Below are 13,997 nucleotides of genomic sequence, written 5' to 3' on the forward strand. Positions count from 1 at the left end.
CGGCTAGTCGCTAACAGGCTGCAAGCCGTCAAGCCGAAATCCTTCGCAGTAGGAATACCAACGGTACGCTGGCAATGTAGATCAGCCCCATCCAGGTAAAGATGTCGTTAAAGGCCAGCACTTGTGCCTGCTGAGAGACTCGTTGCGCCAGCATGGCGACGGCGGCGTGATAGGTATCGGGCACCGAGCCGGCGAGCATCGCTTGGTATTTGGCGATCTCCGCTACTACGACCTCGCGGCTAGTATCGATAGCAGGGATGAGCTGATTCCAGTGATAGTCCTCGCGGATGTCGCGCACCGTATCGATCAGCGCCAGTCCCATGGCTCCTCCCAGGTTGCGCATCACGTTAAAAAGCCCGCTGGCATTGCCTACCTCGCTCGGTGGCAGGGTGCCCAGGGCAATACGTGAGGCTGGAATGATACACAAGATCAGCCCCATGCCGCGCACGATCTGCGGCACGCAGAACTGCCAAAAGCCCGACTCCACGGTAAGATTGGCGTTCATTATGGTGCCCACGCCGACCAGCAGCAGGCCCATAAACAGCATAATGCGCAGATCGAGGCGGTTGGACAGCTGACCGACAATAGGCGCGCAAAGAAACATCGTCAGCCCGGTGACGAACATCACCTGGCCAATTTGCAGGCTCGAATAGCCGCGCACATAGCCAAAAAACAGCGGCATGATGTAGACCAGCCCGTAGAGCGCGATGCCGATGATAAAGCCCATCCCGGCGCCGATGGCAAAGTTGCGGTTGGTAAAGGCGCGCAGATCGACGATTGGGTGGTCGCTGCGCAGGGTGCGGATGAAGAACCAGGCTCCCGCCACCAGACAGGTCAGGCTGAACAGCAAGATCCGCTGGCTGGCAAACCAGTCATCGCCGGGCCCTTCTTCAAGCACAAACTCTAGCGAGCCCAAAAACACCGCGATCAATACCAGGCCGATCAAGTCCAGGTGGCGCGCGACCGCGTGGTTGGGTTTGTCGATATCGAGAAATGTCCAGGCGGCCCAGCAGACCAGAACGCCGGGGATCACGTTGGCCAGGAACAGCCAGTGCCAGCTGAGCGTCTCGGTGATGTAGCCGCCCACGGTGGGACCCACCGAGGGTGCCATGGTGACAACCATGCCGATCACCGCCTGCACGCTGCCCATTACCCGGCGGGGAAAGATCGAAAAGCTAACTGCCTGGGTAATGGGTATCATCGCTCCGCCCATAAAGCCCTGAATAGCGCGCAGCACGATCAGTTGCTCGATCGAGGTGGCCAGCGCGCAGCCCAGGCTCGCCAGGGTGAAGCCGACGCACGACAGGGTGAAGGCTACTCGGGTGGAGAGAATGCGCATCAGCATGCCTGAAAGCGGGATCATCACAATCTCGGCGATCAGGTAAGCGGTCTGCACCCAGGAGATTTGATCCTCGCTGGCTGAGAGCCCCGCCTGGATTTCGTTGAGCGAGCTGGCGACGATCTGAATATCCAGAATTGCCATGAACATGCCAAACACCGCAGCAATGAAGCCAATGCGCTGTGGCCAGGGTGGCATGTCGTTAGCGCCCGTCACCGGGGCGGCGACCGTCTCGCTCATGACTTGGGCCGCTCCGCTGCCAACTGCTGGGCAGGGCGGGAGTCATTTTGTGGTTCAAGATGACGAGTATCGATCTCGGGCACGGCCGATAGCCCGGCACGCAGTTGGCTCAGCGCTTCGGTGGGGCCGGTGACGCGGATCTTGACCGGCACCCGCTGGACGATTTTGTTGAAGTTGCCGGTGGCATTGTCCTGGGGCAGCAGGCTGAACTCGGTGCCGGTGGCCGGTGAAAGGCTGTCGACGATGCCTTCGTAGGTGATATCGGGGTAGGCATCCAAATGCACCGCGACTGGCTGGCCGACGCGAATCCGCTCGAGCTGGGTCTCCTTAAAGTTGGCCGCCACGTAGGCTGACTCGATGGGTACCAACTGCAAAAGCGTCAGCGACGGCTGCGCTAAGGTGCCGACCTCAACGCGTAGATTGCCAATCACGCCATCCCGGGGTGCGACGATGCGGGTCTTATCCAACTGGTGGCGAGCATAGTCAAGATCGGCGCTGGCGGCGTCCAGATTGGCTTCAGCGCGGGTCACGTCGCTCTCGGCCACGGCTAGCTGCCGCCTGGCCGAAACAACGGCGGCTTGGCTTTCGGCAAGCTTTGCCTGGGCGACACTCAGCGCGGCCTGGTCGTCTTCGCGCTGCTGACGGGAGCCATAGTTGTTGGCGGCAAGCGACGAGGAGCGCTCCAGATGCTGGCGCGCCTGGTCGAGATTAGCCTGGGCCGCCTGCTGCTGAGCCGTGGCCTGATCGATAGCCGCCTGTTGCAAATCTACCTGGCGGTGTGATTGGACGATTGAGGCTGCGGCCACTGCCTGCTGGGCCTCGGCCTGGGTCACCTGGTCGCGGTAGCTCTCGGCGTCTAGACGTATCAGCAGATCGCCTTGCTTGACCGTTTGGTTATCATCTACCGCCACCTCGACGACCCGCGCTGATAGCTCGGCGCGTACCGCGACGCTGTCGGTGCGCACGTAGGCATTGTCGGTCTCTTCCATGAAGCGCCCGGTTTGCCACCAGCCCACACCCCACCAGAATAGCGCCGCTAGGCCGATTAGCCCCGCCACCACAGCGAGTAACTTGCGGCTAGTTTTGCCGCTGGAGTGGGCACCTTGACCCGCGACGGCATGGCTGCTTTGGCGCTCATCTGGGGGCTCGCCCGGCTTAGTATTCGATGTCATGACCACTCCTTAAGACAATAGCGCCCCTGCTAGGGGCTCCCTGTGAGGCAAACACACCTCCTTTGGGAAAAAGACAAATAGTGTAATGAATGCTACATTACATTTCCAGGGCGAAAAATATTACTTCTGTGCACCGCGTCTTTATAATTAATCCTTCTTTATATACCTCTATAGGAGTGTCAATGCCACGCTCAACCGCGCCAGATATGCTCGGTCGCAACATAACTGATGCCGTAACGTCGCGCGGCGTGGCGCGCCGTGAACGTCTGCTGGATGCTGCCCGGGATGTTTTTCTTGAACAGGGCTATGCCGGTGCCAGCGTTAACGAAGTGGTTGCCCGCGCCGGCGGATCGTTGGCGACGCTGTATAAGCAGTTCGGTAACAAGGAGGGATTATTCACAGCGGCGATGGAGCGGCATATCGCCACCGCTTGGGCAGTGCTGGAGGAGGGGCGACGGGATCACCAAGCCCTCGAGCAGGTGCTGTACGAGCTAGGCCGCCGAATGCTGACGTTGGTGTTCGAGCCTGGCGTGATCCGCTTAGTTCGCGGCTTAGCCTTTGAGGCCGAACGGGCTCCGGAGCTTGGTGAGCTGTTTCTCACTCGCGGTCCCGACCAGACCCGTCAGGCGCTAGCTGCTTACTTAAGCGAGCAGGTGGATAGCGGCCGTCTTGACCTCGACGATCCGCGTGAAGCGGCCGGTATGTTTGTGGGCATGTTGCTTGGTGAATGGCACATTGACGCTCTGCTTGGTCGTCATGTGCGTCTTGATGAGACGCGGTGCAACGCTCGAGCTCGACGCTGTGTCGAGCTCTTCCTCTCAGGTGCGGCTAGTGCTTCGACCTAGGTCGTTCAGGGGGAAGGTCATCAATTAGCTCCCAGCGTTTGCCCCATCCGCACCATGCTGCCCAGCGGATTGTTTGCAAAATTGGGCGGCTTGGCGAAGCACATGACGACCGTGGAGCCAAGCTTGAAACGGCCCATCTCAGCGCCTTTTTCCAGCACGATAGGCTGCCCAAACTGCATGCGCTGTGGGTAACCGGAAAGCGGCGTCACCTGCCCCGACCAGACGGTTTCGATAGCAGCGACAATCATTGCCCCGACTAACACCATGGCCATGGGGCCGTGTTCGGTATCAAAAATACACACTAAGCGCTCGTTGCGGGCGAAGAGGCCTGGCACGTAGTTGGCAGTGGCCTGGTTGACCGAGAAGAGTCGCCCCGGCACGTAGATCATTTCCCTAAGCGTACCCGTCGTAGGCATGTGCACCCGGTGGTAGTCCCGAGGGGAGAGGTAAACGGTGGCAAAGCTGCCGCCTAAGAACTCTTCTGTCAGTGCCGTATCGCCGCCGAGTAGGGTTTGCGCGGAGTAGGTGTGGCCTTTGGCCTGCACCAGTTGTCCGGCCTGTAGGCGTCCGAATTGTGAGAGCGTGCCATCGGCGGGGCTGAGGATGCCATCGCCTAGTGGTCGGGCATCGTCTTTGAGTGCACGGGTGAAAAAGTCATTAAACGTGGCGTAAGCGGTGGGGTCTGGCTCCAGCGCCTGGGTCATATCAACGTTAAAGCGCTTGATAAACGCTTTGATCAGGGTGTTTTTCACCCAGGGGTTGTCACACTGGGCGAATTGGCCAGTCAGGCGTGAGATCGCGTGGTGAGGCAGTGGATATTGAAGTAGCGAAAAGGCTTTTTGGGAAAGAGTCACAGTGGTTACTTTTTGGCAGTGGCTTGTAGTGGGATATTGCCATTAAGGGCTACCCCGGTGACAGGTCTACGAGGGGGCGCTGTGAACCCTTCCCTGGGCGCTACATTTGCCATCTGACCGCCATGGATGGCGGAAATGCCGGAATGGTATGGAACATTTTCCGGCCATGGCAAATGACCCCCTCTACGACCCGTCCCCGGCGCCCTTAGTCGAGCGCGCATTTACTTTAAACAATTACGCTGAGTGTTCTTTACTTTTCAATTGGCGTATCGTCGCGGTTGCCCCACTCACCCCAGGAACCCGCATAGCCGCGCATATTAAAGCCTAGCGCCTTGCCCACCAGCCAGGTGAAGCTGCTGCGGTGGTGGCTTTGGCAGTGGGTGGCAATTTCCATGTCGGGCGTGAGGCCCAGGGCGCCTAGCTCGGTGATCAGCTCGGCGTAATCGCGTATACGTAGCGCGCGGTTGCGATCCATGGCATGTAGCCAATCCATATTGACCGCCCCTGGAATATGGCCCAGGTGCTTGTTGTTACCGCGTACGCCATCGTACTCATCTTTGGAGCGCGCATCCCAAACCGCAAACTGCTTATCGTCGAGCTTCTCTTTGATTTCGTCGCAGGTAATCAGGGCTTGGGGGTTGAGAAGCTCAGCGTGGTATTCGCTGGGGGTTGGGGCGGTCGGTTCTGTGCTCTCTTCCAGGCCTGCATCGCGCCAGGCGTGAATGCCGCCGTTCAGATAGGAGTAGCGAGTGTGGCCGATAAGATCTAGCGTCCACAGTAACCGTGCCGCCCAGCCGCCGCCTTCGTCATCGTAAGCGACTACGTGAGTATCGCGAGTTAAGCCCAGGGCACTGAATAGCCTTGATAGCGCCTCGACGCTGGGAACATCGCTGGGCACAGGCCCTTCACCGCGCATCAAATAGCGAAAATCGAGGAAAATAGCCCCAGGCACATGGCCCTGGCGATAGCTATCGCCGTTGACCGGAACATCGATAATCAGCAGCTGTGGGTCATCCAAATGTTCCTGCAGCTGTTCGGGTTCAACGATTAGCGGCAGCAGGTTGGATTCCGAAGATTGGCTTTCGGTGCTCATGAGTAACTCCTTTAAATCCTAGCTATCCAAGCTATCAAGTATGCGCCGGTAGCTGGTAAAGCGTGCTGGATGAATCTTGCCTGCCTCAACCGCTGCGAGTAAAGCGCAGCCTGGCTCATTACGGTGGCGGCAGTCGCGGAAGCGGCAGTGACCAATATAGTCGTGAAACTCAATAAAGCCGTCGGTAACTTCCTGCTCGTTGAGGTGCACCAGGCCAAATTCGCGAATACCCGGTGAGTCGATGAGATCGCCGTCGGCTACTTCAGCGCGACTCATGGTATAAAGGCGGGCCGTGGTGGTGGTGTGAGTGCCTTTGCGAGAGTCTTCCGAGAGCGCACCAATGCGCAGGGTTTCGTCGGGTAGCAGCAAATCGATTAGCGATGACTTGCCCACGCCGCTCTGACCGACGAATACCGAGGTGCGGCCTTCAAGCTGGCTGCGCAGATCATCCAGCCCGGTTTCGGTAGCGGTGGTGGTGCGTACGACGGGGTAGCCCAAGTCGCGATAGCGTTCTAACAATTTGCCTAACTCGCCGCCATCTTCTGGCAGTAAGTCGGTTTTGTTGAGCACTAGCACTGGCGCTATGCCGGTGGCTTCGGCGGCAACCAGGTAACGGTCAATAAGATTGGCGTGGGGGGCGGGTTCCACTGCAAACACGATCAATAGCTGGTCAATATTGGCAGCCACCGGTTTGAGCAGGCCGCGAGCGTCAGGGCGTTTAAGCACGCTGTCGCGCTCTTCACGGGCCACCACTACGCCGGAGCCTTCTTGCCCAGCGCGCCATATCACTCTGTCGCCGGTAACGAGGCCGTCCAGGTTGGCGCGTAAGTGACAGCGCACCGGTTCATTATCGCTATTACGCACCTCTAGGGTGCGGCCAAAGTGAGCAACAACGCGGCCGGGCTGTTCGGCCCCGTATTCACCGGCGGCGAGTTTTTCAGCGTCTTGCACGTCGCGCTTTTCGGCGCGCTGGGCACGTTCCGCCTGGACTTTCTCGACTCGCCACTGCTGCTGGCGACTTAATTTACGTTTGCTCATGACCACCTGATGATCGCTACAATAGAGGTCATTGTACCTATCAAAGGTGTGATTGTACTTATCAAAGATGCCATCAAGTGGCCAAGCTCTCCTTTGTAGCTGCTTGGCAGGCCTATTTAAGGCACACTTGCATGATGTTAATGGTCATTCGGGCAAAGGAATACAGGTAATGAGCAACGAAACGACAGGTGCAGCGGCAGGAAAAACGGCGCCGCGGAATGATCTGCTGGTGTGGATTGATCTAGAGATGACCGGTCTCGATCCTAATAAGGAGCGCATCATTGAGGTGGCAACGCTGATCACCGATGCGGATTTAAACGTGGTGGCGGAAGGGCCGGTGATTGCAGTAAAGCAGCCCGATAGCCTGCTGGCGCAGATGGATGACTGGAACCAGAAAACACACGGCGAGTCAGGCTTAGTCGCGCGGGTAAAAGCCAGCCAAGTGGAAACTGCTGAAGCCGAGCAGCAAACCCTGGCGTTTTTGCAGCAGTACGCGGTTTCGGGGTCGTCGCCCATGTGCGGCAACAGCATCCATCAGGATCGGCGTTTTCTCGAGCGTGAGATGCCTGCGCTGCTTAACTTTTTCCACTACCGCAACCTTGATGTGTCGAGCATTAAAGAAGTGGCTAAACGCTGGAACCCCGGCGCGCTGGCGGGTTTTAGTAAGCAGAACGTGCACCTGGCCATGGATGACATTAAAGAGTCCATCGCTGAACTGGCTCACTACCGCAATACGTTTTTACGCGTTGATCAGAGCAGCGACGAAGAAGAGTAGTTAAGAGGAGCAGGTATCGGTAGCAATGCGCTCACCGTGCTTCCTGCGCTGCTCTTCAAGTGCCCAGGCGACGTGTTCACGCACCAGTGCGCTTGGGTAGGCTCTACGTGCCCATAGCGCGGCTTCAACAGCCTCGCTCCAGGGCGCATTGCCCAGGCCAATGGCAATATTGCGCAGCCAGCGCTGGTAGCCAATGCGCCGAATGGGGCTGCCGGCAGTTTTATCCAAAAACTCCGCTTCGCCCCAGCCAAACAGGCTGATAAGCGATGCGCGGTCTAAGTCATGGCGCGGCGCAAAGTCATCTTCCTGGGTGATATGGGTAAAGCGAGTAAAAGGGCAGACCAGTTGGCAGTCGTCGCAGCCGTAAATACGGTTGCCCATGGCGCGGCGAAACTCAACCGGAATCGCCCCGTGAAGCTCAATGGTGAGATACGAAATGCACTTGCGGGAGTCGACCACTTTATCGTCGACGATGGCGCCGGTGGGGCAAGCGGTGCGGCAAGCACTGCAGCTACCGCAGTGTTCGTGTTCAAACGGTGCGTCAATGGGGAGAGGTAGATCGGTATACAGTTCGCCAAGAAAAAATAGCGAACCCGCTTTGGGATTGAGCAGCATGGCGTTTTTGCCAAACCAACCAAGCCCTGCTTTCTGGGCCAGAGCACGCTCCATCACCGGCGCTGAATCGACAAAAGCGCGGTAACCGAAGTCGCCGACTTCCTGCTCAATTTTTTTTGCTAATAGGGCTAACCGTTTGCGTATTAGCTTGTGATAATCACGGCCAAGGGCGTAGCGCGATACATAGGCGCGGCTGGGCTGGCCGAGCACCTTGGTGCTCTCCACCTCGGCGGGCAGGTAATCCATACGCACGCTGATAATGCGCTGAGTGCCGGGTTCCAGCTCCTCAGGGCGAGTGCGCTTGGTGCCATGCTTGGCCATAAAGCCCATTTCGCCGTGGTAGCCTTTTTCCAGCCACGCGTCGAGGTGGTCTTCATGAGCCGACAGTTCAGTATCGGTGATGCCTACTTGCTGAAAACCCAGCTCTCGCCCCCAGATTTTAATCAGGTCGGCAAGGCGAGCAAGTTTCTGGTCGGTCATTGCACCATCTGAACGTGCAAAGGCAGTGGAATTCGACATAGTCAATCAACAGCAAGGCATTAAGCGCGCTATGCTAACGCATTGGCAGCCATCAAAACATGTGAAAGGAGCGATCGTGACAGTCCCGAACACTTCCATGCTACGCCCCCTCTATAAAGCTGCCCAGGTGCGGGAGCTCGATCGCCGCACTATTGCGGGTGGCATCGATGGATTTGCGTTGATGCAGCGCGCTGCATCAAGCGCCTGGCATAGCTTCCGCTCACGTTGGCCTCAAGCACGTAGCATTAGCGTGCTATGCGGGAGCGGGAACAACGGTGGCGATGGTCACGTGCTGGCAGCGCTAGCCATGCAGTCGGGCCTCAAAGTACAGCGAATAACCCTTAAACCCGTTGAAGAGCTCAGCGGCGACGCGGCCCGTGCCGCAGAATTAGCAACATCCGCGGGGGTGGGGTGTGAGGATTGGCACGCCGGTATAGAGCTCTCCGGTGAAGTGATAGTCGATGCACTGCTAGGTACCGGGTTAACCGGAGAAGTAGAAGGGCGCTTCAAGCGCGCTATTGAAACGATCAATGCTGCAGGTCAACCGGTACTGGCGATTGATACTCCCTCCGGTTTGGTTGTAGATACAGGTGCGGTACCGGGTATTGCTGTAAAGGCTACCTGCACGGTGACTTTTATTGGCGATAAGGTGGGGCTGCATACTGGCGATGCACCGGCTTATACCGGTGAGATCGACTTTCGCCCCCTGGGTGTCAAAGCCCAGGCCTATTTCGACATTCCCCCTACGGCCTGGCGGCTGGATGATTCGCTGTTGGCAGAGGCTTTTGCTCCGCGCCTGCGCACTAACCATAAAGGTGACATGGGGCATGTGCTGGTGATGGGGGGCGCTCCAGGTTTTGGTGGTGCAGCTCTACTGGCCTGCCAAGCCGCCGCGCGTTTGGGAGCGGGTAAAGTAAGCCTGGCGACCGCCCCAGAACATATTGCCGCCAGTTTGGTGCGTTGCCCGGAAGTGATGGCTCATAGCGTACGCGGAGGGGCTGAAGCCGCTGAGTTGCCCAGTAACGCTGACGTTCTGGTGGTAGGGCCAGGGCTTGGTCAGGCTGCCTGGGGGCAGGCGGTGCTACAGAGTGCACTGCAGTCAGACACCCCGCTGGTGGTAGATGCCGATGGGCTTAACCTGCTGGCGCGCCAGTGGCCGGAGGTTCGCCGTGATAACTGGATATTGACTCCACACCCCGGTGAAGCCGCGCGGCTATTAAACTGTTCCGTTGCCGATATCCAATCCGACCGGCCCGCTGCTGCTCAAGCACTGCAACGCGCTCGGGGTGGTGTGGTGATATTGAAAGGCGCGGGCAGTCTAATTGCTGGGCCTAGCGGTTTGGTGGTGTGCCCTTACGGTAACCCCGGTATGGCCAGCGGCGGCATGGGCGATGTGCTCAGCGGTATGCTTGGGGCGTTGATTGCTCAGCGGGGTGAGGTGGAGTTTAGTGCCTGGCTAGGTGCCATGGTGCATGCGTTAGCGGCCGATCGCGCGGCAGAAGAAGAAGGCGAGCGTGGCCTGCTGGCCAGCGATCTGGCATCCTATGCGCGAAAATTGATTAATCCGTGAAGGCAGCCCAAATGCAGGTGCAATTAGACAACGAAGAGGCCCAGGTCGCTTTTGGCGAAGCGCTCGGGCATGTATTGCAAGGACGTGGGCTCGTCTATCTAGAGGGGGAGCTAGGTGCCGGTAAAACCACGTTAACGCGTGGCATCCTGCGGGCTTATGGTCATCAAGGGGCGGTTAAGAGTCCCACTTACACCTTGGTAGAGCCTTATGAGCTGAACGACCAGCGGCTTTATCATCTGGATTTATACCGCTTAGCGGATCCAGAGGAGCTTGAGTTTATTGGTGGTCGAGACGTGCTGGCCGACGATGCAGTCACCATTATTGAGTGGCCCAGCCGCGGTGAAGGGTGGTTGCCAGCGCCTGACCTGCGGCTAACCTTGGAAGTAGTGGAGCAAGGGCGTTTGGTCTCATTAGCTGCGGGTAGTGATAACGGTCAGCGTATGCTTGAATTATTGCGAAGCAAGGTAGGTCAAGAAGCTTCCGGTCAGTTGGAGAACGGTGTGATTCAATGGAAATGAGGGGCATAGCGGCACGCGTATATCGCTTGTTAGCCGCCAGTTTTTTTGCCCTGGCGGCGCTTAATGTTCAAGCGTCCAGCGTAGAGAGCATGCGGCTTTGGGCGGCGCCAGATCATGCCCGGTTGGTGTTTGATCTCTCCGCTGCGACTAATGCCAACGTATTTTCGCTGGAGAACCCAGCGCGGTTGGTGATTGATCTAGATGATACTCAGATGGATACCGACCCCAGTACGCTGCCTTTACATGACAGTGCGATTAGCTCGGTGCGCACTGGCACACGAGAGGGGGGTGGCCTGAGGGTTGTGCTTGAGCTTAATCGAGAAATTGAGCCGCGCCACTTTACCCTGACACCTAACGATCAGTACGGCCACCGACTGGTCGTTGATCTTGAATATCCTGGTGAGAGCGCCGTCGAGAATCCGATTGACCCTATTGAGGCGATGATTCGGGATCAGGAAATTCAGGCCCAGCGGGCATCGGCTCAAGGCCAAATGCCAGACAACGTGGCGCCGCCTAGCGGGGCAGCGCCAGCAGAAGTGCAGGAAGCCAAGCCGCACCCAAGACGCGATATTATTATTGCCGTCGACGCCGGTCATGGTGGTGAAGACCCAGGGGCTATTGGCCCTTCAGGCACACGGGAAAAGGACGTAGTGCTGGAAATTGCCCGTCGCCTAGCTGCTGAAGTGAACGGTACCGAAGGCTTTAAGGCCGTGCTGGTGCGGGATGGCGACTACTATATAGGGTTGCGTCAGCGTACAGCCCTGGCACGTGAGCAGAAAGCCGACTTTTTTGTCTCGATACACGCCGATGCTTTCACCAGCCCAAGGCCCCAAGGGAGCTCTGTCTATGCGCTTTCTCAGCGCGGCGCCACCTCGGAAACTGCTCAGTGGCTGGCGGATAGTGAGAACCGCTCTGACCTTATCGGCGGCGTCGATGGCAATCTCTCCTTGCGTGATAAAGACCAGGTGCTGCGCGGCGTGTTGTTGGATTTGACCATGACTGCCACGCTGAATGACTCGCTCTCGATCGGTGGTCAGGTATTGGAGCAGTTAGGCCGCATTAACCGGCTGCATAAGTCGCGGGTCGAGCAGGCTGGGTTTATGGTACTGAAGTCTCCCGATATCCCCTCGCTGTTGATCGAGGTTGGCTTTATCTCTAACCCTGACGAAGAGCGTCGGCTACGCGACCCAGTCCATCAATCGGGGCTTTCTCAAGCTATTTTCAGCGGCTTGCGCGAGCATTTCGAGCGCTTCCCACCGCCAGCCAGCCTGCTTGCCTGGCAGCGTGATAATCAGCGTCGCCCTTCAGGTAACGAGTACCGTATACAGTCGGGAGACACCCTGTCAGCGATTGCTGTGCGTCATGGCGTACCGGTTAATCAGTTGAGGCAGGCCAATGACCTGAATGGTGACGTGATTCGCGTTGGCCAAGTGTTACAGATTCCCCGTTCATGAGGTGCCGTGTTGACTGATATGACCGCTACTGCACCACGTATACAGGTACTCGACCCACGGTTGGCCAACCAGATTGCCGCCGGTGAGGTGGTTGAGCGCCCCTCATCGGTCACCAAAGAGCTGATAGAGAACGCTATCGATGCGGGCAGTCAGCGTATCGAAGTAGAGATCGAGCAGGGGGGCGCGCGGCTGATCAAAGTGCGTGATGACGGGATTGGCATTGGCGAAGAGGATTTGCCGCTGGCCCTGGCTCGCCATGCCACCAGTAAGATTGGCAGCCTGGAAGACTTAGAGGGCGTTAGTTCGCTAGGATTTCGCGGCGAAGCGCTGGCATCGATCAGCTCCGTCTCACGGCTGGAGCTAATCTCCAATGCCGAAGATGACCCCCGCCATGGCTGGCGGGTGGTTGCGGAAGGGCGTGGTATGGAGGCACGGGTGACACCTGCGCCACACCCTCGTGGCACTAGTGTTGGCGTGCGCGATCTGTTTTTTAATACCCCCGCCCGGCGCAAGTTTCTGCGCACAGAAAAGACCGAATTTGCCCATGTAGAAGAGGCATTTCGCCGTCAAGCGCTATCCCGCTACGATATCGCCTGGGTATTGCGCCATAACCAAAAAGTCATTCACCAGTTGCCCGCCGGTCATTCTGCGGCGGCCCGGGAGCGGCGTATAGCCTCGCTGCTGGGCAAGAACTTTATCGAGCACGCCCGCTATATCGAGCGTGAAGCGGGCGGTATACGGCTAAGCGGCTGGGTGGGCCTGCCCACCCACTCGCGCTCCCAGGCTGACCAGCAGTACTTTTTTGTCAATGGGCGCGTGGTGCGTGATCGTTTGGTCGCCCACGCGGTGCGTCAGGCCTATCGCGACGTGCTGTTTAACGGCCGTCACCCGGTCTTTGTGCTCTATCTGGAGCTTGATCCAGACGTTGTCGACGTCAACGTCCACCCCACCAAGCATGAAGTGCGCTTTCGTGATGGTCGTATGGTTCACGATTTTCTCTATTCGAGCCTCCACCACTCTCTGGCGTCAGCTAAACCCGCCGAGAGTGCCGAGGAGCATGATGCCGAGGTGGCTGATACGTCAGGCGCATCGCCACAGGGCGAAGCTTCAGAAGTGGCTGCCGAACAGCCCCGCTGGCAGCAGCAGGGGATTGCGCTGACCCACTCGCCGGATCGCCACCCCGGTGCTGAGCGCGTGCGCCGCTTTATGCAGGGGTATCAGGCGCTGCACCCCAATCACGAAGAAACGCTGTTAACGCCTCAGCCGAGCCCTCCCAGTGAGCGATATAGTGAGGTGCGTGAAGCGCCCCTGGCGATGCCCGATAACGACCCCACTGCGCCACCACCACTAGGGTTTGCGCTAGGGCAGTTGCACGGCATTTATATTCTGGCCCAGAACGCCGAGGGATTGGTGCTGGTGGATATGCATGCCGCCCATGAGCGAATCGTCTATGAGCGCATGAAAACACAGCTGGCTGCCGCCAAAGGATTGGATGCGCAGCCGCTGCTAGTGCCCGTCTCCATTGCCGCTAGCCGGGCCGAAGTGGCCACGGCAGAAAGTGAGCAAGAGGCGATCGCCAGGCTGGGTATTGAGTTGGATATAGCTGGGCCAGAGACGCTGCTGGTACGTCAACTGCCGGCGTTACTTGCTCAGGCTGATCCTGAGGCACTGGTGCGTCAGATGCTGGAAGAGCTGGCGCGCTATGGGCGTACCCATCAAGTCGAGGCTAGGGTACATGAACTACTCTCTACAATGGCCTGTCATGGCAGCGTGCGTGCCAACCGTCGGCTTACTATCGACGAGATGAACGCGCTACTGCGCGACATGGAGCGCACCGAGCGCAGCGACCAATGCAATCACGGTCGTCCCACCTGGACGCAGATGGGGCTCAAGGCGCTTGATCGGCTCTTCTTGCGCGGCCAATAGATGCTTGAACAACAGCTGCGCGATCAGTAATCACCTTTT

The 13,997-nt window shown here is 58.2% G+C and carries 12 protein-coding genes; 6 read left to right on the forward strand and 6 right to left on the reverse strand.

Going from position 1 to position 13,997, the window contains the following annotated elements:
• Positions 1 to 28: 28 nt before the first annotated feature.
• Both SR894_RS07080 and SR894_RS07085 read right to left on the reverse strand, forming a co-directional pair.
• On the reverse strand, positions 29 to 1,579 hold the full coding sequence (locus SR894_RS07080) for a DHA2 family efflux MFS transporter permease subunit (protein WP_133730407.1): 1,551 nt from the start codon (positions 1,577 to 1,579) through the stop codon (positions 29 to 31).
• Positions 1,576 to 2,751 carry an HlyD family secretion protein gene (locus SR894_RS07085; RefSeq protein WP_166650333.1) on the reverse strand — a complete coding sequence of 392 codons (1,176 nt, stop codon included), beginning with the start codon at positions 2,749 to 2,751 and terminating at the stop codon, positions 1,576 to 1,578. The genes SR894_RS07080 and SR894_RS07085 overlap by 4 nt, the downstream gene beginning before the upstream one ends.
• Before the next feature lie 182 nt (positions 2,752 to 2,933).
• Here SR894_RS07085 and SR894_RS07090 point away from each other — a divergent pair, with 182 nt between their 5' ends.
• Positions 2,934 to 3,596, forward strand: coding sequence for a TetR/AcrR family transcriptional regulator (locus SR894_RS07090; protein ID WP_227404892.1), 663 nt, complete (start codon positions 2,934 to 2,936; stop codon positions 3,594 to 3,596).
• Positions 3,597 to 3,616: 20 nt separating this feature from the next.
• Here SR894_RS07090 and asd read toward each other — a convergent pair whose 3' ends face one another.
• The 3 genes from asd to rsgA all read right to left on the reverse strand — a co-directional run bounded on the left by asd (position 3,617) and on the right by rsgA (position 6,581).
• Positions 3,617 to 4,450, reverse strand: a complete 834-nt coding sequence (gene asd, locus SR894_RS07095; protein ID WP_133730409.1) for an archaetidylserine decarboxylase — start codon at positions 4,448 to 4,450, stop codon at positions 3,617 to 3,619.
• A gap of 250 nt (positions 4,451 to 4,700) precedes the next feature.
• The gene (locus tag SR894_RS07100) at positions 4,701 to 5,543 is read right to left on the reverse strand and encodes a sulfurtransferase (protein ID WP_133730410.1); all 843 of its coding nucleotides are present in this window, start codon (positions 5,541 to 5,543) and stop codon (positions 4,701 to 4,703) included.
• Between the two features lie 18 nt (positions 5,544 to 5,561).
• Entirely contained in the window at positions 5,562 to 6,581 is a 1,020-nt protein-coding gene (gene rsgA / locus SR894_RS07105) for a small ribosomal subunit biogenesis GTPase RsgA (protein WP_022523982.1), read from the reverse strand.
• 169 nt (positions 6,582 to 6,750) lie between these two features.
• Between rsgA and orn the strand changes: the two genes are divergently transcribed.
• Positions 6,751 to 7,356 carry an oligoribonuclease gene (gene orn, locus SR894_RS07110; RefSeq protein WP_133730411.1) on the forward strand — a complete coding sequence of 202 codons (606 nt, stop codon included), beginning with the start codon at positions 6,751 to 6,753 and terminating at the stop codon, positions 7,354 to 7,356.
• Here the strand turns inward: orn and queG are convergent, their stop codons facing one another.
• Positions 7,357 to 8,490, reverse strand: coding sequence for a tRNA epoxyqueuosine(34) reductase QueG (gene queG / locus SR894_RS07115; protein ID WP_413614113.1), 1,134 nt, complete (start codon positions 8,488 to 8,490; stop codon positions 7,357 to 7,359).
• A gap of 97 nt (positions 8,491 to 8,587) precedes the next feature.
• Between queG and SR894_RS07120 the strand changes: the two genes are divergently transcribed.
• The 4 genes from SR894_RS07120 to mutL are packed head-to-tail and all read left to right on the forward strand — an operon-like array spanning position 8,588 to position 13,958.
• Positions 8,588 to 10,060: an NAD(P)H-hydrate dehydratase gene (locus tag SR894_RS07120; RefSeq protein WP_133730713.1), complete on the forward strand. Its 1,473-nt coding sequence runs from the start codon at positions 8,588 to 8,590 to the stop codon at positions 10,058 to 10,060.
• Between the two features lie 11 nt (positions 10,061 to 10,071).
• Positions 10,072 to 10,578, forward strand: a complete 507-nt coding sequence (gene tsaE / locus SR894_RS07125; protein ID WP_133730412.1) for a tRNA (adenosine(37)-N6)-threonylcarbamoyltransferase complex ATPase subunit type 1 TsaE — start codon at positions 10,072 to 10,074, stop codon at positions 10,576 to 10,578.
• Entirely contained in the window at positions 10,569 to 12,032 is a 1,464-nt protein-coding gene (locus SR894_RS07130) for an N-acetylmuramoyl-L-alanine amidase (protein WP_133730413.1), read from the forward strand. Before tsaE ends, SR894_RS07130 begins: the two co-directional genes overlap by 10 nt.
• Positions 12,033 to 12,050: 18 nt before the next feature.
• Positions 12,051 to 13,958: a DNA mismatch repair endonuclease MutL gene (mutL, locus tag SR894_RS07135; RefSeq protein WP_133730714.1), complete on the forward strand. Its 1,908-nt coding sequence runs from the start codon at positions 12,051 to 12,053 to the stop codon at positions 13,956 to 13,958.
• Positions 13,959 to 13,997: the final 39 nt, after the last annotated feature.

This window comes from Vreelandella neptunia, from assembly GCF_034479615.1.
GTDB lineage: Bacteria > Pseudomonadota > Gammaproteobacteria > Pseudomonadales > Halomonadaceae > Vreelandella > Vreelandella neptunia.